Here is a 22690-nt window from a genome sequence, read left to right as displayed (position 1 = left end):
AACCCTGTCAATCCCCGGCGTTCTTCGAGCCAACTCCTCGTCCAGCGCTCTCGAGATCGGAGTCGTCGACCAGGGGCGGCCGAAATTGCGTATTGAGCAGAACGCTAGATAAACCGTCGGACAAACCTCAACGCCGTCTCCGCCACCTCGCGCCAGCCGTGGCCGGTCGTCAGCGAATGCCCGCGCAGCGACACCCGTGCGAATTCGGTGACGGCGTGTGGATTGTGCTGTTGCCGCTCGAAGGCGGCGCGGGTGGCGGATGGCGGCATGGTGTGGTCGTGCTCGCCGGAAATGATCAGCAGCGGGCCGCGTTCCGCAGTCTCCGTATCGAATTGGGCCTCGGTCCAGGGATTGGGATTGGCAGCTGCGGCCTGGAAGACCGGCAGGCCGGGGGCGGAGGCTTGAGAGGATGCGTTGACCGCGTCACACTCGGTCTCGGGCACCGCGTTCGCGAAAGGGTAGCGGAATTCCTCGGGGGTGGGGCTGACGTTACGGTTGGCGTTGGCAGGGTTGTGCAGCACCGGCCAGGCGGAGTCGGGCACTGGCAGCACGACGCGGAACGGCGCGGGATCGATGGCGACCGTCGCGGCCGACAGACCGCGGCCGGCGAGGATTTGCGCGATGAGGCCGCCGAAGGAATGGCCGACCAGCGCCGGGCGCTTGTCGAGCGCCGCCGCGATGCCGGCGAAGTGCGCCGCCACTTCGCCGATGGTCTCGGGGGCGGCCGCGCCGCCCATCTTCGCCGGCCAGCCGGGTGCCAGCGCGGCGTAGCCTGCGGCGTCGAACATCTCGATCCAGCGGTCCCAGGAGCTGGGCTTCAGCCACAGGCCGTGGATGAAGATGATGGCAGGCTTTCGCGATGCGTTGGCTTCGCCGACCGCATCATCGCGTGAGTGGGTTGACATGATCGGCGCTTCGGCTGCGTTGGGTCGATGCGTCGGGATCAGCGCGACGACGGCGCGTTGAGGAAGGCGTCGATCGCGGCGACCGTTGCAGCGGGCTGTTCCTCCATCAGCCAGTGGCCGGAGCCGTCGATGACCTGCTCCTGCACGTTGTCGGCGCCGGCCCGTGTCACCGCAGCCATGGTCGCGCCGAACGACGCGCCGCCGCCGATCGCGAGCACCGGCATCGTCAGCTTGCCGTGCGCGGCGAGCCAGGCACGGTTGTCGATCGCGTCCTGGTCGAACGCGCCGAACTGGCTGAAGCCGGCGTGCATCCGGCCCGGTCCGGCATAGAGCTGCGCGTAATGGACGCGCGCGGCCTCCGGGAAATGTTTCGGATCGGCAGAGAACTCGTTCCAGAAGCGGTCGAGATAGATGCGCTCGCGGCCCTCGACCAGGCGCTCCATGTCCGGGCCGCCGAAGCGGAAGTGCCACAGCAGCGGGTTCTTCAGGATCTCCTCCCACGGGCCGATGCCCGGCACCGGCGCATCCATCAGCACCAGTTTTGTCACCCGGTCGGAGTGCCGCGCCGCCAGTGCGTAGGCGACCATGTTGCCGATGTCGTGCGCGACGACCTCGGCGGTGCGCGCCCCGAGCGCATCCATCACGCCGGCGATGTCCTCGGCCTGGTTGGCCTTCTCGAACCCTTTGTCGGCGCGGGCGGACAGACCGAGCCCGCGCAGATCGGGCACGATCACGGTGTGGTTGGTGACGAGCTTGGCGGCGAGCGGCACCCACATGTCGCCGGTGTCGCCATAGCCGTGCAGCAGCACCACGGCCGGCCCGGTGCCGCCGACGCGGACGTGGATGGTGGTGCCGTTGGTCGGGATCTCCTGGGTGCGGAAGGTCGCCGGGAATTGGCCGGGCGCGTCGGTCGCGTCGGCGAGCGCGATACCGGCGAGGGCGGTGAACGCGGTGGCGGCAAGGGTGGTTCGCTGCAGCAGGCGGGGCAGGGTCATGGCGGTCTCCTCTGGGTTGGTCGATGCACGCAAAGCTAGACGAGGGACGAACGCGGTATTAGAGGGTAGTCACGCCAAGGATTTTTGATCTGGACGCAAAGATGACGCTGGCCAGCGCGGACCGCGCCCGGGACCTCGAAGTGTTCTGCGCCGTCGCCGACAGCGGCAGCTTCTCCGCCGCAGGGCGCGGTCTCGGGCTGACGCCGTCGGCGGTGAGCCGCACGCTCGACCGCATCGAGATCAGGCTCGGCGCGCGGCTGTTGTTGCGGTCGACGCGCGCGCTGACTTTGACGGCCGAGGGGCAAGCCTATCTCGCCGCCGCCCGCCGCATCCTCGCCGATCTCGACGAGGCCGAGCAGGCGATCGCCGACCAGGGCGCGCCACGCGGGCGCATCCGCGTCAGCGCCGCGCTGTCGCATGGCCGCATCTGCATCGTGCCGCTGCTCGGCGAGTTCGTGCGGCGCTATCCCAACATTCTGGTCGACATCCATCTCGGCGACGGTCTCGTCGACATCGCGGCGGGGCAGGCGGACGTAGCGATCCGCGGTGGTCCGATGGCTGACAGCGCGCTCACCGCGCGCCGGCTCAGCGACAACGGCCGCAGCATCGTGGCTTCTCCGGATTATCTCGCGCGCTGGGGTGTGCCGCAGACGCCCGAGGACCTGCACAACCACAACTGCCTGAATTTCAGCTTCCGCCGCGCCGAGCCGGTGTGGCCGTTTCGGCGTGACGGCGTCGACTACGCGCTGAAGCTGCGCGGCGCCATCGAAGCCAACAGCGGCGACACGCTGACGGAGCTCGCGCGCGATGGCGTCGGCATCGCCCGCGTCGGTGATTTCAGCCTGGGCAGCGCGATCGCCGAGGGCCGCCTTGTGCGGCTGCTCGAAGCGTTCAATCCCGGCGACAGGGAGGTCTTCCACGCGGTGTTCGTCGGCGGGTCCAACACGCCGGCGCGCGTGCGCGTGTTCGTGGACTATCTGGTGGAGCGGATGGGCGCGAAGAGAGACGCGTAGGCGCAGGACATGCCGCCCGCGGGGATCGAGAGAGGTCCCGGCGGACGGCCTGCGTGTCCTGGTTGTCAGACCGGCTGCAACGCGGCATCGACCTTGGGGAAGTCGACGACGGTCTGTGCCGCGTTGTTGGTGTAGTTGGTGAGCACGTTGATCGCGACGTTGGCGATGATCTCGAGCAGGCGGCCATCGTCGAGACCGGCTGCGCGCGCTGCCGCGAGATCGGCGTCCGCGACCTGTCCCCGCGTGTCCAGCACGCGCCGCGCGAAGCGGGCGACGGCGGCGTCGGTGGCGTCGTCAGCCGTGCCCGCGCGCGCCTTGCGCAGAGCGTCCGGGGCGAGGCCCGCGCCCTTGCCCATCAGCGAGTGTGCCGCGAGGCAATACTCGCAGCCGTTGGCCTGGGCGACGGCGAGCGCGATGATCTCACGCTGCTTGGCCGAGAGCGCGCCCTTGGCGAGCGCATCCGAGAAGGCGACATAGCCGTTCAGCACCGCCGGTGACTGAGCGAAGGTCGAGAACAGGTTCGGCGTCATGCCGATCTTGGCCTTGACGGCGGACAGGGTGGCGAGAACGCCTGCCTCGGCGCGGGCGGTGTCGACGACAGCAATACGGGGCATGGAGAGGATCCTTTGTTGAGGAGTGGGCTTGCACGCCCTCTCTATGCCGGACTATGGGTGACATCAGGTGCCATAAACATTGCCGATCGTCCCGAGAACGCCCCATGGACCCATTCGCCGCGCTGTTTGCCCATGTCACCCCGCGGGCCCGGACCTTCTTCTCCGGAAACCTCTGCAACTCGATCGAGTTCGGGACGGACGGCCATCTGCACCTGTTCAAGGGCGGCGTGCTGACGCTGACCCAGCCGGACGCGGATGATCTGGAGCTGCACGAGCCGACCTTGCTGTTCTTTCCGCGTGGCCGGACGCACCGCTTCCGGGTCGATCCCGTGCGTGGCGCCGATCTCGTCTGCGCGACCGTCGAGCTTGGCGGCGCTGAGGGCAATCCGATCGGAGAGGGATTGCCGGAGCTGGTGGTGATGCCGATTGCCGGCCATCCGACGCTCGCGCCGGTCTGCGATCTCCTGGTGGCCGAGGGCTTCGCCGACGGTGGGGGACGACAGGCTGCGCTGGACCGGCTGTTCGATTACCTGCTGATCCTGATCGTCCGTGACGTCGTCGCCAGCGGTGCGGTCGAGAGCGGCGTGCTCGCCGGGCTCGCCGATCCGCGCTTGGCCAAGGCGCTGACCGCGATCCATGAGTCGCCCGCCAAGCCGTGGACCCTGGACGATCTGGCCGACCTCGCCGGCATGTCGCGCACGCGCTTCGCCGACCTGTTCCGGACGCGCATCGGCCGCACGCCGATCGACTATCTGACGGCCTGGCGCATGACGCTGGCGCGCCAGCTGCTCGCCAAGGGCAAGCCCGTGAAGAGCGTCGCGGCTCAAGTCGGCTACGACAGCGCCGCCGCGTTCTCGCGCGTGTTCAGCCGGGTATCGGGACGTCCTCCTCGGGAGCTCGCAGGCAAGCTCGGCGTCGGCGAGCGCGACTCCTGATCTACTCCGCCGCGACCATCTGCTGAATGCGCCACTGCCCGAGCAGCGCCCGCAAGGAGGCCGGCTTCAGCGGCTTGTTCAGCACGGCGATGTTGTCGTCGCGGGCGGCGGCGCGGACGTGGGGGCTGCGGTCGGCGGTGATCAGGATCGCGGGCAGCGCCTCGTTGAAGCGGCGGCGGATGTCGCGGATGGCGGCAATGCCGTTGCCGCGGTCGAGGTGGTAGTCGACCAGCAGACCGGTGACGGCGCCGTTGCGGGCTTCGATGGCCTCGACTGCGGACTCCGGATCCGGCACGGCGATCACCTCCGCGCCCCACGCGGTGAGCAAGGTGCGCATGCCGTCGAGGATCGCGGGATCATTCTCGATGCACACGATGAGGGCGCCGGAGATCGGTGTCGTCGCCAACGGCGTGGCGCTGGTGACGGCGGCGGTGTGGTTGATCGCCTTGGCGATCGGCACGGTGACCGAGAACACCGAGCCGCGGCCGGGCTGCGAGTCCAGCGCAATGCCGTGATTGAGCACGCGGGCGATGCGCTCGACGATGGAGAGGCCGAGGCCGAGGCCGCGGGCGATGCGCGCGCCCTGTTCGAGGCGGTGGAATTCCTTGAAGATCTCGCCGCGCTTGACCGGGGGGATGCCGACGCCGGTGTCGTAGACGCCGATCTGCAGCGACGTGCCGTGGCGGCGGCAGCCGACCAGCACGCGGCCCTGCGGCGTGTACTTGATGGCGTTGGAGATGAAGTTCTGCAGCAGGCGGCGCAGCAGCAGGCGATCGGACTCGACCGGCAGCGAGGAGGGCACGAAGATCAGCTCGAGGCCCTTGGCGCGCGCAGCCGGCGCGAACTCGATCTCCAGCGAGCGCATCAGGTCGGCCATCTTGAAGCTCGACACCGACGGTGTCATCGCGCCGGCGTCGAGCCGGGAGATGTCGAGCAGCGCGCCGAGAATTTCCTCGATCGCTTCCAATGAATCGTCGATGTTCTCGACCAGACGCGAGTCCTCGCCCGGCGTCTGCCGCTCGACGAGACTCGTCACATAGAGCCGCGCCGCGTTCAGCGGCTGCAGGATGTCGTGGCTGGCGGCGGCGAGGAAGCGGGTCTTGGAGATGTTGGCATCCTCGGCGGCGCTCTTGGCGACCGCGAGCTCGGAGTTCAGCCGGGTCAGCTCCTCGGTGCGGTCGCGCACGCGCTTCTCCAAGGTGGCGTTGGCGCGTTCCAGCGCCTCGGCGGCCTCGAAGGACGGCGTGACGTCGGTGAAGGTGATGACGAGGCCGCCATCGGGCATGCGGTTGCTGCGGACCTCGATCACCATGTGGCGGTCGGCAAGGCGTTCGAGATAGGGCTCGCCCTCGGTGGTGTAGGCGGCGAGCCGGCGCGCCAGCAGCGCCTCGCTGTCCTCATAGGTCGGCGCACCGATCGTGCCCATGAATTCGAGGATCTCCTTCAAGGGGCTGCCGATCTGCACCAGGTCCGGCGGCAGTCCGAGCAGGTCGACGAACTGGCCGTTGGAGCAGATCAGCTGCAGATCGGCGTCGAACACCGCAATGCCCTGGCGCACATGGTTCAGCGCGGTCTGCAGGATCTCACGGTTGAAATGCAGCGCGGCGTGGGAATCGTCGAGCAGCTTGAGCGCGGCCTTTGCGGAGACCGTGCGCTTGCGCAGCAGCAGCGACATCACGAGGCGTGACGACGCCGCACCGATCGAGGAGGCGATCAGATGCTCGGCATGGCGCAAGAGCTCGAAGTCGGCAGGCGCGGCAGCGTCGAGCGGGAGGTTGCGCTGGGCGGCGAAGGCCTCGAACGAGGCGCGGGCGCGATCCGGGCCCAGATATTGTCCGACGGTGCTCTGGATGTCCTGCACGGTCACGGTGGAGCGCCAGCGCCGGAAGCTCGGCGCGCTCGGCGTCAGCTCGGCCGGCACGAACAGATCGGCCTGCAACAGCTCGATCGACGACGGCTGCCGCGCCAGCGACAGCACGATGTAGGTCAACAGATTGAGCGACAGGCTCCACAGCACGCCATGCAGCAGCGGCGGCAGGTCGGTGCCGAGCAGCGCCTGCGGCCGCAGGGCCTCCAGTCCGAACGGGCCGTGCTGCAGGAACAGGATGCCTGACGTGGAGGTGTCGAGGAAGCTCGGGATGAACAGCGTGTACAGCCAGACCGCGAATCCGACCAGCATGCCGCCCATCGCGCCGCGCGCGGTGGCACGGCGCCAGAACAGGCCGCCGAAGAAGCTCGGCGCGAGCTGCGCGATCGCGGCGAACGACAGCAGGCCGATCGCGGCGAGCTGCGTGGTGCCGAGCGCGCGGTAGTAGAAATAGGCCATCACCATGATGGCGAAGATCGCGATGCGGCGGGTGCCGAGCAGGAAGCCGGCGAAGTCACGGCCGATCTCGCGCTGCTCCTGCTGGCGCTGCAGCACCAGGGGCACGACGATGTCGTTGCAGACCATGATCGACAGCGCGACGCATTCGACGATGACCATCGCGGTCGCCGCCGACAGGCCGCCGACGAAGACGAGGATCGACAGCCATTGCGAGTTGGCCTCGATCGGCAGCGCCAGCACGTACATGTCGCTGTCGACGGCGCCGAACGGGAAGGTGACGAGGCCGGCCAGCGCGATCGGGATGACGAACAGATTGATCGCGACGAGATAGAGCGGGAACAGCCAGCGCGCGCGCGAGACTTCGGCGTCGTTGGCATTCTCCACCACGCTGACATGGAACTGGCGCGGCAGCAGCATCGCGGCGCAGAACGACAGCAGGGTCATGGTGAGGAAGTTGCCGATGCCCGGCACGTATTCCAGCGCGCGCTCGGCCTCCGGCGATTTCATCGCGCGCTCGATCAGCTCGACCGGCGAGAACATCACGAAGGTGACGAAGGCGCCGGCCGCGATGAAGGCGACGAGCTTGATGATCGACTCGGTCGCGACCGCCAGCATCAGGCCGTGCTGGTGCTCGGTGGCGTCGGTCTGCCGTGTGCCGAACAGCACCGCGAACATGGCCATCGCCAAGGTGACCATCAGCGCCATGTCGCCGACGATCGGGATATGGGCGAAGGCGCGGTCGTCGATCAGGATGGTCTGCAGCGACGAGGCGACGGCCTTGAGCTGCAAGGCGATATAGGGCACCGAGCCGATGATCGCGATCAGCGCCACGGTGGCGGCCACCGCCTGGCTCTTGCCGTAGCGCGCGCCGATCAGGTCGGCCACCGAGGTGATGTTCTGCGTCTTGGCGAGCTGGATCACGCGTCGCAGCAGCGGCGTGCAGGCGCCGACCATCAGGATCGGGCCGAGATAGATCGCGAGGAAGTCGACGCTGGTGCGCGAGGCGAAGCCGACCGAGCCGAAGAAGGTCCAGGAGGTGCAGTAGATCGCCAGCGACAGCGGGTAGATCAGCCCGGCCAGCCGCCCGCGCCCCTCCGCCGGCCGCCGCTCTCCCGCCCGGTTGCCGCGGCTCGCGACCAGGAACAGGAACCCGATATAGCCGAACGCGGCCAGGATCACGCCCCAGTCGTGCAGCATCTCCTACGCGTCTCCGACGTCTTCCCCGAAGGCTCCGGGCTGATCCCGTTGTCCGGGAAATCTAGCCCTTTGCCGCAGGCGAGGCGACAGCGATCTTGCCCGGGGAGTGCCGACCTTGGTTCATCGTTAGCGTGGCAAGTCGGCTCGGCATTCTCCGCCGTCATTCCGGGGCGCCCGTAGGGCGAGCCCGGAATCCATTTTGCCTCATGCTCCGTGGCCCGATGGATTCCGGGCTCGTGCTCCGCACGCCCCGGAATGACGGCAGGGCTATCGCATATGGTCAATCTGAGTGTGTCGCGAAACCGTCTCCACATCGTCATGCCCGGGCTCCGTCCCGGGCATCCACGTCGTTCTCAGCATGCTGGACGACGTGGATGGCCGGGACAAGCCCGGCCATGACGACGCGGAGGGAGATGGGCGCAAAACATCGATCGCCATATGCGATAGCCCTGGGAATGACGGGGAGAGGGTGTTGCTCCATCAGCTGGGCGGCGAGCAGGGCAAACGTGTCACCGCATTCTCGGCCGTCATTCCGGGGCGCCGCAGGGCGAGCCCGGAATCCATTTTGCCTCATGCTCCGTAGCCCGATGGATTCCGGGCTCGTGCTCTGCACGCCCCGGAATGACGGCAGGGCTATCGCATATGGTCAATCTGAGTGTGTCGCGAAACCGTCTCCACATCGTCATGCCCGGGCTCCGTCCCGGGCATCCACGTCGTTCTCAGCATGCTGGACGACGTGGATGGCCGGGACAAGCCCGGCCATGACGACGCGGAGGGAGATGGGCGCAAAACATCGATCGCCATATGCGATAGCCCTGGGAATGACCGGGAGAGGGTGTTGCTCCATCAGCTGGGCGGCGAGCAGGGCAAACGTGTCACCGCGTTCTCGCCGGTCGTTCCGGGGCGCCCGCAGGGCGAGCCCGGAATCCATTTTGCCTCATGATCCGTAGCCCGATGGATTCCGGGCTCGTGCTCCGCACGCCCCGGAATGACGGGGAGAGGGTGTTGCTCCATCAGCCGGGCGGCGAGCAGGGCAAACGTGTCACCGCATTCTCGGCCGTCATTCCGGGGCGCCCGCAGGGCTCGTGCTCTGAACGCCCCGGAATGACGGGGAGAGGCCTATTCCGCCGCCAGCGGCTTCTTGTGCAGCGCGAGCCCCAGCCGCTCCCACACCTGCAGCAGGGCCTCCGCCAGGCGATCGATCAGGCCGTCGTCGTGATAGGGCGAGGGCGTGATGCGCAGGCGCTCGGTGCCCTTGGCGACGGTCGGGTAGTTGATCGGCTGGATGTAGATGCCGTGCTCTTCGAGCAGCAGGTCGGAGGCCTGCTTGCACTTCTCGGGATCGCCGACGAACAGCGGCACGATGTGGGTGTCGTTGTCCATCACCGGCAGGCCGGCGGCGTTGAGGATCGCCTTGACGCGCGCGGCGCGGTCCTGGTGGCGCTCGCGCTCCCAGCTCGACGATTTCAGGTGCTTGATCGCAGCCGTCGCGGCCGAGCAGATCGGCGGCGGCAGCGCGGTGGTGAAGATGAAGCCCGGCGCATAGGAACGCACCGCGTCGATGATCTCGCCCTTGGCGGCGATGTAGCCGCCGAGGCAGCCGAACGCCTTGGCGAGCGTGCCTTCGAGAATGTCGATGCGATGCATGACGCCGTCGCGCTCGGCGATGCCACCGCCGCGCGGGCCGTACATGCCGACGGCATGGACCTCGTCGACATAGGTCATCGCATTGTAGCGCTCGGCCAGATCGCAGATCGCGGCGAGCGGCGCGACGTCGCCGTCCATCGAATACAGGCTCTCGCAGGCGATCAGCTTCGGCCTGCTGGGACCGGCGGCGATCAGCAGCTGCTCGAGATGGGCGAGGTCGTTGTGGCGCCAGATCTGGCGCTCGCAGCCGGACTGGCGCACGCCCTCGATCATCGAATTGTGGTTGAGCGCGTCCGACAGGATCAGGCAGTCCGGGATCAGCTTGGCGAGCGTGGCGATGCCGGTCTGGTTCGACACGTAGCCGGAGGTGAACAGCAGCGCGGCTTCCTTGCCGTGGAGGTCGGCAAGCTCGGCTTCCAGTTGCACCAGCGGATGATGGGTCCCGGCGATGTTGCGGGTGCCGCCGGCGCCGGTGCCGACGCGAGTGGCCGTCTCGACCATCGCACCGACCACCTTGGGGTGCTGACCCATGCCGAGATAATCGTTCGAGCACCAGATCACGACATTGCGCGGGCCGCTCGGCGAGTGCCAGGTCGCGTGCGGGAACCGGCCGGCGATACGTTCGAGATCGGCGAAAACCCGGTAGCGACGCTCATCATGCAGACGACCGAGGGCGGCACTGAAGTACTGGCTGTAGTCCATCACGAAACCTGACGTGCTGCGCTGCAGCGCAGCGCCTGGAACGGACCCTCTAAGCGGCGGGGGCTCAAGGTCTTCTTAGAGCGTTTCCAGAGCGGCTGTCGAGCCGGAATCCCGCGGCAGGACTTGGGCGATTTGTCCAAGGCAGCGCCGATGACGGCCGAACCGCGCTCGTCTTGCGGCAGACCTGCGGCAGCCTCAGGTGGTGCGATAATGCAGCACGCCGTCGACCTCGCGCGCTGTCAGGCGGCCCTCGACCAGCATGTAGTTGACGTGGGCGATCAGCTCGCCGGCGGCAAAGCCCATCTGGTGCGGGTCGAGCACATGCTTGTGGAACACCACCGGCACGAGCTGGGCCGAGGTCCTGGTCTCGTCACGGCAGGCGTCCGCGATCATCCGGCAGCGCTCCTCGTGATGATCGGCGAGCTGCTTGATGCGGGTCTTCAGGCCGTAGAACGGCACGCCATGACCGGGCAGCACCAGCACGTCATAGGGCAGGGTTGTGGTGAGGCTCGCCAGCGACGCCAGATATTCGCCGAGCGAGTTCTGGTCCGGCTCGACCGCCCAGACGCTGACATTGGGCGAGATCTTGCTCAGCACCTGGTCGGCGGACAGGAAGAGTTTGTCGGCGGCGCAATACAGCATCACCTGGTCGAGCGCATGGCCGCCGCCGGTGATCACCTTGAAGCGGCGGCTGCCGATCTGGATCTCGTCGCCATGGGAGATGCGGCGGTAGGACGCCGGCAGCACCGAGACGCGCTGCAGATATTCCTGGCCGCGGCCGAGCAGCTTGTCGGTCAGGGTCTCGTCCATGCCGTGGCGGCGAAAGAACAGCCGCTGCGCGTTGCGGCGCTCTTCGGTGCCGCGGTTCTGGTGATAGACCGATTGCAGGTACTCGACCTGCGACATCACCAGCGGACAGTCGAAGCGCTCGACGATCCAGCCGGCGAGGCCGACATGGTCGGGATGCGAATGCGTGACGATCAGCCGGCTGATCTTCACATGCTTCAGCGGGCCGTCGAGCAGCCGCGTCCAGGCGGCGATCGACTCCTCGTTGCCGAAGCCCGAGTCCACCGCGACCCAGCCGTCGCCGTCGGCCAGCAAATAGATGTTCACATGGTTGAGGCGGAACGGCAGCTTCAGCCGCAGCCACAGCACGCCGGGCGCGACCTCGACGACCTGGTCCTCACCAGGATGCTGCTCCCAGGGGTAGCGCAGGGCTTCGGCGGAGGAATAAGCGGTGTCGGTCTTGGTCATGCCTCATCGATTAACGGCCGCCGCGGGCGAGCGCCAGCCGAAAAACAATCCGGAAACGGCATGGCTGCCTGTCATTCCGGGGCGCGGCAGGCCGGGGCCTCATGGTTCGAGACGCGCCTGACGGCGCTCCTCACCATGAGGGGCGGCTCCGAAACCGGAGCTGCACACTGACCATCAGCAGCATGCTGATGGCGAGAGGCGAGAGTTTGCGTTTCCATCCACAGGCGGCCCGGCCACAGCGCGAGCTTTACCTCCTCACCCTGAGGAGCCCGCCGCGGGCGGGCGTCTCGAAGGGCGAGGCCCGTATGGTAGCTACGCCGCCCTGATGTTGGTCAGGAACGCATCGACCTCGGCGCGCAGGGTGTCGGCTTCGCGGCGCAGCGCCTCGGAGGCGCTCAGCACCTCGTTGGCGGAAGTGCCGGCCTGGGCCGAGGCGCTGGAAACGCCGGTGATGTTGTTGGAGACCTCGCTGGTGCCCGACGCCGCCTGCTGGATGTTGCGCGCGATCTCCCGCGTCGCGGTGCCCTGTTCCTCCACGGCCGCAGCGATCGCGGTGGTGACGTTGTCGATCTCGGCGATGGTCTCGCCGATGTTGCGGATCGCCGACACGGCCGTCGACGCGACCTGCTGCATGCCCGCAATCTGGGTCCGGATCTCGTCGGTCGCCTTGGCGGTCTGGCTGGCGAGGCTCTTCACCTCCTGCGCGACCACCGCGAAGCCGCGGCCGGCCTCGCCGGCGCGCGCCGCCTCGATGGTGGCGTTGAGCGCCAGCAGGTTGGTCTGCGAGGCGATCGCCTGGATCAGGTCGACGACCACGCTGACGCGGCTCGCATTGTCGGCGAGACCCTGCATCGTGGAGTCGGTGGCGCCGGCTTCCTCGACGGCCTTCTTGGCGATCTGCGCCGAGGTCACGACCTGGCGGCCGATCTCGGCGATCGACGACGACAGCTGCTCGGTGCCGGCCGAGACCGTCTGCACGTTGACCGAGGTCTCCTCGGCGGCGGCCGCGACAGCGTTGACCAGCGAGTTGGACTGATCGGCGGTCTGCGACATGCCCTGCGCCGTCGTCTGCATTGCGGTGGCGGAGCTCTGCAGGTTGCCGAGCGCACTGCGCACCGTCGCCTCGAACTCGGCGATCCGGGCCTCCATGCGCGTGGCGCGCTCGGCCTTGGCGGCGTTCTCGCGATCCTGCTCGGCAGCGAGGGTGCGAGCCTGCACCATGTTGTCGCGGAACACCTGCAGGGTGTCGACCATCGCGCTGATCTCGTCGCGTTGCTTCGAGGTCTGGATCTCGGTTTCGAGGTCGCCGCCCGACAGACGCTGCATCGCCTGCTGCAGCCGCTTGATGCGGCGGAGGATGTTGCCGCCGACATAGAGCCAGACGAACAGGAACGAGCCGAGCAGCGTGGCTGCACCGGCGCCGATCATGCCGAACGTCGCCAGCTCGATCTCGCGGCCGGCGGTACCGGTTGCGTCCTCGGTGGACTTGCGCACGCCTTCGACCAGCTGCTGGACGCTGATGTCGAGCCCGACATTCAGCTTGCGCGTCTCCTCGAGCACGGTCTGCCCGTAATCGTTGGCGTCGAGCTCCTTCTCGCGGGTCTTGAACACGCGCTCCTTGCCCTCGCCGAGCGCGGCGAGCTTGGTCGCGGCGTCACGGATCGCCTTGGTGCCGCGGCCGCTCGGCAGCAGCTCGAGATTGGACCTCAGCTGCGCCAGCGAGTCCTTGAACTGCCGCTCGATGGTCTCCAGCGTGTCGCTGTCATTGGCCGAGAGCGCGGCCGCCATCTGGGCCACGATCAGATTGCCCGACGCGGTCACGTTGCCGAGCTGCTCGACGAACCTTGCCGCTGCGGTGGCGTCATCGGCCGACACTTCGGCGGCGCCCAGCACGGCGTTGAGCTGGGTCTGGGCATCCAGCATCGGCTCGTTGGCGGCCTTGGTGAACTCCTCCTGCGCCTTGCGCAACGCGTCATACTGCTTGTTGTGGGTGGCCGCGACCGCGAGCCGCTCGCGCGCGGCCGACACCAGGCTCTGGTTGGCTTCGTTGATGTTCTTGATGGTCTCGGCGAGCGGCGCGACCACGCTCTTGGCGGCGCCGAGCGCGGTGATCTCGGCGAGGCGCTGCTGCGTGCCCTTCTGGATGTCCTGCATCTTCTTCAGACGATCGTTGAGGGCGTCCTCGGTCTGCGATCCCAACAACGCGGGTCCGAGGCTCGCGAGGCTGGAGCTCTGAGCCAGCAGCTGCAGGCTCGAGGTGAGACGCGGAATATCGCGGCTCGACAGCTCGACCATGGTGCCGCCGATGTAGCGCAGCATCAGCCCGGCGCCGATGCTGATCGCGATGGCCATGCCCGCGATGACGGTGAAGGCTGCAAACAGGCTGCCCCGTACGCCCCATCTGGGTCGCAGGATCCCGAACACCCTGCCGAAGCTGAACCTATTCGCCATCTCTGGTTTCCCCCGATACGCGCTACTTGGAGCTGATGCTTTCCGGCAGTATCGCGGGCGGCGGTTAACAAATCCGGGAAAATACTCGGTTGCCGCTGAATTTTCGTGCATTTCCGCATTTCACCATGCGGCATTTAACGGGGTGGAAATGATTGTTTCGGGCGTTCCGATTCACCTATGACAGCAAAAGGGGCCGGCATCGCTGCCAGCCCCCGTCTTGCTTGTTATTTGACGCCTGCGGAATCAGTAGCGGGCCGCGACCGGCGCGCCCCAGTTGAAGCGGTAGTTCACACCGGCCTTGAAGGTGTGATCGTCGGTGGTGAAGCTGCCGGTCGGAACCAGCCCGGCCGGCGCTGCGAAGGTGGCGCTGCCGAAATTGTAGTACTGATACTCGGCCTTGGCCGACCAGTTCGGAGCAAACATGTATTCGAGACCGCCGCCGACGGTCCAGCCGTTGCGGTGATCGCCATTGGTGGCGAAGCCGACCGGGACGCCGGCGAGCGTCACCTTCTCGTTGTTGTCCGAATAGGCGTAGCCGCCCTTCACATAGAGGAGGCCCGGACCCCAGGTGTAGCCGAAGCGGCCGGTGATCGAGCCGAGGCCGCGCTGGCTGTTGGTGTAGACGAAGCCGCCGGGGAAGGCTGCGCCGACATTGCCGCTCAGCCAGCTGTACTGGCCTTCCGCGCCGATCACCCAGGTCGGGGCGAACTGCCAGTCGGCGCCGACCTGCACGCCGCCGAGGAAGCGGCCGTTCGAGTTGTTGCCGGTGGCCAGGCCCGAGAAGTTGTTGTCGCTGGAGAAGGCGCCGCCGAGATGCGCGCCGAGATAGAAGCCGGTCCAGTTGTAGATCGGCGCGGCATAGGCCGGTGCCTTGGCCGCATACGGATAATTGCGGGCGCCGAGATCGGCGGCGAGGACGGACTGGGCCGAGGCGAGCGCGGCGAGGGCAACGGTTGCGAACAGGATCTTCTTCATGGCGGGTCTCCAACACTCAACTAACAAGGCTCGCGCATCGCGCGCCGTCGATGGATCGGAGATAGATCGAATTTGAATCAAATGCTGTCACTCGGGCAGCACAGTGGTCTTCAACCCCACCCGTCGGCGGCCAAACGTCTTGTCGTAGTTAGCAAAGCGCTAACAAAAGCGGGGTCCGGCCTCGATGGCGCGAGGGACTGTGCCGCTGCGGGACAACCGGTTAACGCGGCTTAAGAGCTTCGTGCAGTGCGGCGGCCGCGTCGCGCAGCTGGCCGCGATGGAGGCCGTCCTCCTCGGGAATCGCGGCGATGCCTGCGGCGATCTCGGTGAGGATCGCGGCGAGCAGTCCGTAGTTGAGGTGCATGTGGATCGACTTGCGGACGTCCTCAGCCCCGGGCCGCTCCAGTGTGAGCGCCAATCCCGAGGGGTCGAGATGGGCTTCGAAGCGCGAGGACCGTTCGAACGTGCCGACATAGAACTTGTCGGGATATTCGAGCGCGATCTCGGCCTTGTCCGGAACGGGTTTCGACATAAGCGGGCTCCTGCGGGGACACGCCGCATTCTCGCAGATCGCCGGAGCCGCGCCTTGCGCCAGGTCAGACGGCTGCCATGGTCGGAGGATTGCGCACCCGGTGCTCGGGCTGCCGCCGGACGAGCCGCATTTCTACGGAGACGGAAATTTACCTTCGTTGAAAATGAGTTGTGCATGATCGTCGCAGCGTCGATTTGCCACTGGGGCCAGCCCGGACCGTGATCCTGCGATCTCCTCGGGGGCAGAACGAGGTCCGGCCGGCGCCGTTCGCCGTTTAGTGCCGTTCAACGAGGAATGCCGTCCGACATGAAGATGCGTCTGTCGATCTCCGCCGTCATTGCCGCCTTCGGCCTCGTGCTGGCGCTCGGCTTCGGTGCCGTGGTGCTGACCAGCGCTTACGCGTTGCGCGAGCTGAAGGTCGGCGGAGCGCTCTACAGTAAGATCAAGCTGGGCAACGACCTGGTGGCCGACATCCTGCCGCCGCCCGAATATGTGCTCGAGGCCTATCTCGAGGCGACGCTGGCGCTGCGCAATCCCAAGAACGTCGACGCGCACGTCAAGAAGCTGGAGCAGCTCAAGAAGGACTATGAGGACCGCAAGACGTTCTGGAGCGGCTCGGCGCTCGAGCCCGAGCTGAAGACGCTGTTGGTCGAGCAGTCGGACGGCGAGGTGAGGAGGTTCTGGCAGGCGGCGGAAGCCGAGCTGATCCCGGCCCTGCGCGCCGGCGATACGGCGAAGGCCGACGCGGCCTATGCGCGGCTCTCGGAGGCCTATGGCGCGCACCGTGCGGTGATCGATCGTCTGGTCGAGAAGGCGAACAAGCTGAATTCGGACATCGAGACGATTGCGGCAGAGCAGGATCGCAGCATCTCGGTCGTGGTCTGGAGCGTGGCCGGCATCGTCCTCGCGCTGGTCGTGGCCGGGCTGTCCGGACTGGTGATGGGCGTCGTCCGTCCGCTGTCGCGCATGACCGGACTGATGCGGCGGATCGCCGAGGGCGAGCTGGCCACCGAGATTCCGTATGCCGAACGCGGCGACGAGATCGGCGCGATGGCACGCGCGCTCGGCGTCTTCAAGACCAATGCGATCGAGAACAACAGCCTGCGGGACAAGCAGGACCGCGACCGCACCGAGGCCGAGCAGACGAAGAAGCGGGCCATGCTCGACATGGCCGACGTGATCGAGCGTGAGACCGGCACGTCGGTCGAATCGGCGGCAACCGCCTCGCGCCAGGTCGAGTCCGTCGCCAGCGGATTGTCCGACCTCGCACATGAATTGTCGGCGGATGCCCAGTCGGTGGCGGCGGCCTCGGAGCAGTCGCTCGCCAATGCCCAGACCGTGTCGGCGGCGGCCGAGCAGCTGAGCTCGGCGATCCGCGAGATCTCGAGCCAGGTCGCGCGCGCCAGCACCATCACCAAATCGGCGGTGACCGGGCGCGAGAAGGCCAAGACCACGATGCTGTCGCTGACCAAGGCCGTCGACAAGATCGCCGAGGTCTCGAACCTGATCGGCGGCATCGCCGAGCAGACCAACCTGCTGGCGCTCAACGCCACCATCGAGGCGGCGCGCGCCGGCGATGCCGGCCGCGGCTTCGCGGTGGTCGCGGCGGAGGTCAAGTCGTTGTCGGATCAGACCGCCAAGTCGACCGAGGAGATCTCGCGCCTGATCGGTGAGGTGCAGACCACGACGCAGGCGACCATCGACGTCGTCGAAGGCATCGGCAGCCAGATCTCGGAGATCGACGAGGTGGCGGCGTCGATCGCGGCGGCGATGGAGGAGCAGCATGCGGCGACCCAGGAGATCAGCCGGTCCGTCCACTCCTCGGCGAATGCCGCGCGCGACGTCTCGTCCAAGATCGGCAATGTCGGCAAGGATGCCGGCATGGTCAACGACCGGGCTGCGGAGGTGCGCAGCGCGATCGGCAACGTGGCGTCGAGCCTGACGGCCCTCCGCGCCACGCTGGTGAAGGTGGTGAGGACGACGACTGCCGAGGCCGATCGCCGGCACGCGCCGCGCTTCAGGTCGAACCTGCCGATCAAGGTCGTCGATAGCAGCAGGGGGGAGGTTCGGGCGGATCTGGTGGACATCTCGGAGGGCGGCGCCTGGTTCCGGCTCGATCCCGAGCCGGGCATCGGCGATCGCGGCATTCTGCAATTCGCCGGTTTCGACGGCGATGTCCCCTACCAGGTTCGCGCCCGCGACCGAGACGCATTGCGGGTCGAGTTCGATCTCGGCGCCAAGCGCGAGTCCTTCGTGACCTGGTTCAGGTCTTCCTTCATGCGCCAGGCGGCTTGAACCGTCCGGCATTGCACCAAGGGGACGAGCCTCCGCCCGGACGAGCGGAGGCTTGTTGCTTTTCAGGTACGTGCCGCGAAGCCCGTTATGCAGCGGCGCGTACGAGGTCACCGATCGCATCGGGACTCGCCTGCGCCGCGGCATCGGCGACCGAACTCGCTCTTCACGATCTTCGGGGGTATGACAGGCTCTCGGCCGCCGGATCGGGTCTGCCGCCACCTGCGCATTCGGCCTCGTCGAGGCCGGCGCGCGCGAGGTGATCAGCGTAGTTCCCGTGGCGATCATCATCGTCACGCCACGTTCTGGTGCGAGCGATCACGCCGGTGGTAGGCAAATGAGACGTAGAGCAACAACAGCGGCGGCAAGCCTTATTGTCTGTCTCGCAGCGATGATGAACTGCTTCGCTCAGGCAAATGAGCGCACGACCCATTCAGTGCTGGCGATTGAGTATGTCGGAGAGCAAGACGGGATCGTGAATTCTGTGCTGATGAGCAATTCTAGAGCAGGGGCGGAGTGGGGCCGTCGAATGCTGATCGGGCGATTCGCCGCAGAGCGGGCGGATGCGCACGTCGTCGACATGTCTCTATTGAACGATGTCATCGCAAGGATCGATGGCTTCGAAAGCTCGCGGCAAAGACATGCGGAGTCTGCCGGAGGCACCTCGGTTCAAATCTCGATCGTGACACCTGAGAGAAACAGTTCCTTCTTTTATGAATCGACAGAGGCCTTGTCGTTATTGGAGGACGTGCAGAAGGCTTGTCGCAATGATGAGTCCCTGTCTGGAGATATCGCCTATTTCCAGAAGCGGGTGGTGCAATACCGGAGGCGGTAGCTTGACTGGGAGGCCGCGCTCCGGGTCCTCTCAAATTTCGCTACCCACACCTTCGCCGGCTGGCCGCAAGGCCTGGCGCGACAACGCTGCGCCTCCGGCCGGAGGCGCAGCGTCGCGTGTCGGGATGCGCCGGTCGTCAATCGCCCGAGCGCGCGAGGTCGCTGATCCGCACCGGGAAGCGCCGGACACGGATGCCGGTGGCATGTGCCACCGCATTGGCGACCGCGCCCGCGGAGCCGGTGATTCCGATCTCGCCGACGCCCTTGATGCCGAGCGGATTGACGAACGGATCGTGCTCCGCGACCGTGAACGCCTCGATCGCCGGGATGTCGGCATTCACCGGCACATGATACTCGCCGAGATTGGCGTTCATGATGCGGCCGGTGCGACGGTCGGTGACAGCCTCCTCGTGCAGCGCGAGAGAGATGCCCCAGATCATGCCTCCGATGAGTTGGCTGTTCACCAGCTTCGGGTTGATGATCCGCCCCGCGGCGAATGCGCCGACCATGCGGGTCACGCGCACCTGCCCGAGATCGGGATCGACCTTCACCTCCGCGAAGACAGCGCCATGCGAATGCATCGCGTACTGCTCGTTGGCAGCCGGATCCGGCAAGCCCGAGCCTGCGCCGTCGACCTCGTCGAGCCCGGCGCGCGCGAGAATGTCGGCATAGCTCTCGCCGCGGCCCTCGTCGTCGCGCCGCAGCAGCCGGCCGTTGCGGGCGATCACCCCGGCATTGCCGGCGCCGAACAGCGGCGAGCGCTGATCCGAGGTGGCGAGCTCGGCGAGCTTGGCGATCACGGCTGCGCCGGCATTGTGGATCGCGGTGCCGACCGTCGCCGTATGCGCCGAGCCGCCGGCGATGCCGGCATCCGGCAGGTCCGAGGTGCCGGCCTTGAACGTCACCTGCTCGAGCTCGAGCGCCAGCGAATCCGCAGCGACCTGCGCGAACGCGGTCCACGCGCCCTGGCCCATGTCGTGCGCGCCGCTCTCGACCACGCCGGAGCCGTCCCGCCGGATCACGGCGCGCGCTTGCCCTGCGAACATCAGCGCATGGAACGTCGCGGTGCCCATGCCCCAGCCGACCAGGAAGCCATCCTTGTCGCGCATGGTGCGGGGCTTCAGCGGCCGCTCCCACCAGCCGAAGCGCTCGGCGCCTTGCGTGTAGCATTCGCGCAGCGTCTTCGACGAGAACGGCTTGCCGGTCGAGGGTTCGACCTCGGCGTAGTTCTTGACGCGGAAGGCGAGCGGATCGAGGCCGCAGGCCTCGGCCATCTCGTCGACCGCGCTTTCCAGTGCGATCGATCCCGGTGCGATGCCCGGCGCGCGCACGAACAGCGGCGTGCCGGTGTCCATGCGCACGGCGTCATAGGTGGTCGCGATCGCGGGTGCGGCGTAGAGCGTATGGGTCACGTGGGCCGCCGCTTCATAGAAATCCTCGAAGCTCGACGTCGCGATGCGGGCATGGTGATGGATGCCTGAGAGCTGCCCGGCAGCACTGGCACCGATGCGCAAGGTTTGCCGGGTCGGCGAGCGGTGGCCGAACGGACCATAGAGCTGCTCGCGGCGGGCCACGAGCTTGACCGGACGGCCGACCATCTTCGCGGCGAGGATGCCGAGCACCTGCGGCCCGGCCATCAGGCCCTTGCCGCCAAAGCCGCCGCCGAGGAAGGGGCTGCGGATCAGGATGTTGTCCGGCGCGATGCCGAACAGTTCGGCAAGGCGCGCGCGCATCAAAACGAGGCCCTGCGTCGGCGTGTCGATGACGAGCTTGTCGCCCTGCCACTCCGCGACGATGGCATGCGGCTCCATCGCATTGTGATAATGCGGTGGGGTCTCGTAGATCGCGGTGATCTGCTTCTCACTGGCAGACAGCGCAGCCTCGACATCGCCGTGGCGCTGCTCGGCCGGCATGCCCATGCCGACGGCCGGCGGCACATAAGCCGCATCGGTATCGAGCCCGATGCGCGCCGGCTCCGCCTCATAGCGCGGCGCCAGCAAAGCCGCGCCTTCGGTCGCGGCTTCCAGCGATTCCGCAATGACGACGGCGATCGGCTGATTGGCATAGCGCACGCTGTCGTTCTGCAGCGCCTCGAAGCGGAACGAGAACGGATTGGGCTTGCCGTCGGGGTCGGAATAGAGCGGCGGCCGGTTGGCGGAGGTCATCACTTCGACCACGCCGGGATGCGCCTTGGCGGCCTCGACATCGAGCGAAACGACGCGGCCGCGCGCGATGCTGGACGTTGCCAGCACGGCATAGAGCAGGCCGGGCGGGTTGTTGTCGGCCGCGTAGGTCGCGCGGCCGGTCACCTTGGCCAGACCATCCACGCGCGACAGCGGCTGGCCGATATTCGAGCCGTGGCGGAGGTGGGCGGGATCGCGGGAGAGGTTGAGCTCAGGCGTCATGAAGCACTCCTGGAACGGAGGAGAAGGGGGAGGCCGGCAGCGCCGGCATGCGCGAGGGCGTGCCTTGCGCTGCGGCCTGCAGCGCGCGCACGATCAGCTGCCGCGCGAGCGGGATCTTGTAGGCATTGTCGCCGGAGGGGTTTGCATCGCGCAGCGCCGCCTCCGCGGCGCGTTCGAACGAGCCGTGCTCAGCCGGCTGACCGGCGAGCAGCGCTTCGGCGTCATGCACACGCCACGGCTTGGCGGCGACACCGCCGAGCGCAAGGCGTGCCTGTTTGATGCTGCCGTTTTCGATCGCGAGCCCGGCCGCAGCGGAGACTACGGCGAAGGCGTAGGAGTTGCGCTCGCGCACTTTGAGATAGCGCGCGTGCTTGGCGAAGGCGCGTGCGGCCGCAGGCAGACGGATCGCGACGATCAGCTCGCCGGGAGAGAGCACGCTCTCACGATCCGGCGTGCTGCCGGGCAAGAGATGCAATGCCTCCAGCGCGATCTCGCGCCGGCCGGATGCGCCCTCGATTTCGACGACCGCGTCGAACGCCGCGAGCGGCACGCAGAAGTCCGAGGGGTTGGTGGCGATGCAGGCGTCGCTCCAGCCGAGCACCGCGTGCTGGCCGTTCTCGCCGTCGCGGGCATCGCAGCCGGATCCCGGCGTGCGCTTGTTGCAGGCCGAGGCGGTGTCATAGAAGTAGGCACAGCGCGTCCGCTGCAGCAGATTGCCGCCGACGGTGGCCGCATTGCGGAGCTGCGCCGAGGCGCCGGACAGCAGCGCTTCGGCCACCGCAGGGAAGTCCTTGGCGAAGGACGCGTCGTAGGCGAGGTCGGCGTTGCGCACGAGCGCCCCGATCCTGACGTCGCCATTGCCTGACGTTTCGATGCGCGTCAGCTCCTTGATGTGGGTGATGTCGACCAGCCGTTCGGGCCGGACGACATTGCCCTTCATCAGGTCCAGCAGGTTGGTGCCGGAGGCGAGATAAGCGGCGCCCGGTGCGCCGGCCGCGGCGATCGCCTCGGCAACAGTTGCGGGCTTCACATAATCGAACCGGTTCATGCCGCGCGCTCCTTGTCGTCCGTGAGCGTCGCCTGTGCGTCGCGCACCGCCTCGACGATCCCGACATAGGCGCTGCAGCGGCACAGATTGCCGCTCATGCCTTCGCGCACGCGCTCGGGATCGTCGCCGGCCTGGCCTTCGTTGATGAGCCCAACCGCGCTCATGATCTGGCCCGGCGTGCAGAAGCCGCATTGCAGGGCGTCGTGAGCGATGAACGCCTCCTGCACCGGGTGCAGCCGATCGTCCTGGGCGAGACCTTCGATGGTGGTGATGGCGGCGCCGTCGAGGCTGAGCGCGAGCGTCAGGCAGGAGTTGATGCGGCGGCCGTCGACCAGGACGGTGCAGGCGCCGCACTGGCCGCGGTCGCAACCCTTCTTGGTGCCGGTGAGGTGGAGGCGCTCGCGCAGGAGGTCGAGCAGGGTGACCCGGGGGTCGTCGAGCGCAAGGGTTCGCGGCTCACCGTTGACGGTGAGTCTGACAGTCCAATTCATGCGTTGTTCCGATCGAAGCGATGGCCTAATCGGATCGCAGCGGGCATCGCCTTACGGGCGATGGTCCGTCCAGA

At 67.4% G+C, this 22690-nt stretch carries 16 protein-coding genes; 4 read left to right on the top strand and 12 right to left on the bottom strand.

The genetic code is table 11. From position 1 onward, the window contains the following. Nucleotides 1-104 precede the first annotated feature (104 nt). Both QXZ94_RS23545 and QXZ94_RS23540 read right to left on the bottom strand, forming a co-directional pair. On the bottom strand, nucleotides 105-905 hold the full coding sequence (locus QXZ94_RS23545) for an alpha/beta hydrolase (RefSeq protein WP_315722407.1): 801 nt from the start codon (nucleotides 903-905) through the stop codon (nucleotides 105-107). A gap of 38 nt (nucleotides 906-943) precedes the next feature. After that, a complete protein-coding gene (locus tag QXZ94_RS23540) occupies nucleotides 944-1900 on the bottom strand; it encodes an alpha/beta hydrolase (protein ID WP_315722406.1) in 957 nt (318 codons plus the stop codon). Between the two features lie 101 nt (nucleotides 1901-2001). On the opposite strand from QXZ94_RS23540, the gene QXZ94_RS23535 reads away from it, so the two are divergent. Continuing rightward, nucleotides 2002-2913 carry a LysR family transcriptional regulator gene (locus QXZ94_RS23535; protein WP_315722405.1) on the top strand — a complete coding sequence of 304 codons (912 nt, stop codon included), beginning with the start codon at nucleotides 2002-2004 and terminating at the stop codon, nucleotides 2911-2913. Nucleotides 2914-2978: 65 nt separating this feature from the next. On the opposite strand, the gene QXZ94_RS23530 is transcribed toward QXZ94_RS23535, so the two are convergent. Next, nucleotides 2979-3527: a peroxidase-related enzyme gene (locus tag QXZ94_RS23530; RefSeq protein ID WP_315722404.1), complete on the bottom strand. Its 549-nt coding sequence runs from the start codon at nucleotides 3525-3527 to the stop codon at nucleotides 2979-2981. A 104-nt stretch (nucleotides 3528-3631) separates the two neighbouring features. Between QXZ94_RS23530 and QXZ94_RS23525 the strand changes: the two genes are divergently transcribed. Continuing rightward, the gene (locus tag QXZ94_RS23525) at nucleotides 3632-4462 is read left to right on the top strand and encodes an AraC family transcriptional regulator (protein WP_315722403.1); all 831 of its coding nucleotides are present in this window, start codon (nucleotides 3632-3634) and stop codon (nucleotides 4460-4462) included. 1 nt (nucleotide 4463) lies between these two features. Here the strand turns inward: QXZ94_RS23525 and QXZ94_RS23520 are convergent, their stop codons facing one another. The 6 genes from QXZ94_RS23520 to QXZ94_RS23495 all read right to left on the bottom strand — a co-directional run bounded on the left by QXZ94_RS23520 (nucleotide 4464) and on the right by QXZ94_RS23495 (nucleotide 15546). Further along, a complete protein-coding gene (locus QXZ94_RS23520) occupies nucleotides 4464-7985 on the bottom strand; it encodes a PAS domain-containing hybrid sensor histidine kinase/response regulator (protein ID WP_315722402.1) in 3522 nt (1173 codons plus the stop codon). A gap of 1119 nt (nucleotides 7986-9104) precedes the next feature. Beyond that, complete coding sequence (gene hemA / locus QXZ94_RS23515; RefSeq protein WP_315722401.1) at nucleotides 9105-10334, bottom strand: 5-aminolevulinate synthase; 1230 nt, start codon at nucleotides 10332-10334, stop codon at nucleotides 9105-9107. Between the two features lie 195 nt (nucleotides 10335-10529). Continuing rightward, nucleotides 10530-11588 carry an MBL fold metallo-hydrolase gene (locus tag QXZ94_RS23510; RefSeq protein WP_315722400.1) on the bottom strand — a complete coding sequence of 353 codons (1059 nt, stop codon included), beginning with the start codon at nucleotides 11586-11588 and terminating at the stop codon, nucleotides 10530-10532. A 312-nt stretch (nucleotides 11589-11900) separates the two neighbouring features. Then, on the bottom strand, nucleotides 11901-14039 hold the full coding sequence (locus tag QXZ94_RS23505; protein WP_315722399.1) for a HAMP domain-containing methyl-accepting chemotaxis protein: 2139 nt from the start codon (nucleotides 14037-14039) through the stop codon (nucleotides 11901-11903). Nucleotides 14040-14282: 243 nt separating this feature from the next. Then, nucleotides 14283-15014, bottom strand: coding sequence for an outer membrane protein (locus tag QXZ94_RS23500; protein WP_172110215.1), 732 nt, complete (start codon nucleotides 15012-15014; stop codon nucleotides 14283-14285). A gap of 220 nt (nucleotides 15015-15234) precedes the next feature. Next, nucleotides 15235-15546, bottom strand: a complete 312-nt coding sequence (locus tag QXZ94_RS23495) for a hypothetical protein (RefSeq protein WP_315722398.1) — start codon at nucleotides 15544-15546, stop codon at nucleotides 15235-15237. A gap of 306 nt (nucleotides 15547-15852) precedes the next feature. Here QXZ94_RS23495 and QXZ94_RS23490 point away from each other — a divergent pair, with 306 nt between their 5' ends. Together QXZ94_RS23490 and QXZ94_RS23485 are read left to right on the top strand one after the other, a co-directional pair. Continuing rightward, nucleotides 15853-17841, top strand: a complete 1989-nt coding sequence (locus tag QXZ94_RS23490) for a methyl-accepting chemotaxis protein (protein WP_315722397.1) — start codon at nucleotides 15853-15855, stop codon at nucleotides 17839-17841. Nucleotides 17842-18115: 274 nt separating this feature from the next. Then, nucleotides 18116-18673 (top strand): hypothetical protein, encoded by a 558-nt coding sequence (locus QXZ94_RS23485; RefSeq protein ID WP_315722396.1) that lies wholly within the window; start codon nucleotides 18116-18118, stop codon nucleotides 18671-18673. Between the two features lie 136 nt (nucleotides 18674-18809). On the opposite strand, the gene QXZ94_RS23480 is transcribed toward QXZ94_RS23485, so the two are convergent. Genes QXZ94_RS23480 through QXZ94_RS23470 form a run of 3 tightly spaced genes read right to left on the bottom strand, consistent with a single transcriptional unit; the run spans nucleotide 18810 to nucleotide 22616 of the window. Next, nucleotides 18810-21077, bottom strand: coding sequence for a xanthine dehydrogenase family protein molybdopterin-binding subunit (locus tag QXZ94_RS23480; protein WP_315722395.1), 2268 nt, complete (start codon nucleotides 21075-21077; stop codon nucleotides 18810-18812). Beyond that, nucleotides 21067-22125: a xanthine dehydrogenase family protein subunit M gene (locus QXZ94_RS23475; RefSeq protein ID WP_315722394.1), complete on the bottom strand. Its 1059-nt coding sequence runs from the start codon at nucleotides 22123-22125 to the stop codon at nucleotides 21067-21069. Before QXZ94_RS23475 ends, QXZ94_RS23480 begins: the two co-directional genes overlap by 11 nt. Continuing rightward, a complete protein-coding gene (locus QXZ94_RS23470) occupies nucleotides 22122-22616 on the bottom strand; it encodes a (2Fe-2S)-binding protein (RefSeq protein WP_315722393.1) in 495 nt (164 codons plus the stop codon). The genes QXZ94_RS23475 and QXZ94_RS23470 overlap by 4 nt, the downstream gene beginning before the upstream one ends. Nucleotides 22617-22690 lie beyond the last annotated feature (74 nt).

Origin of the sequence: Bradyrhizobium sp. SZCCHNS2022, from assembly GCF_032377575.1 — a bacterium.
Classification (GTDB): domain Bacteria; phylum Pseudomonadota; class Alphaproteobacteria; order Rhizobiales; family Xanthobacteraceae; genus Bradyrhizobium; species Bradyrhizobium aeschynomenes.
This window is presented reverse-complemented; position numbering and strand designations above follow the sequence as displayed.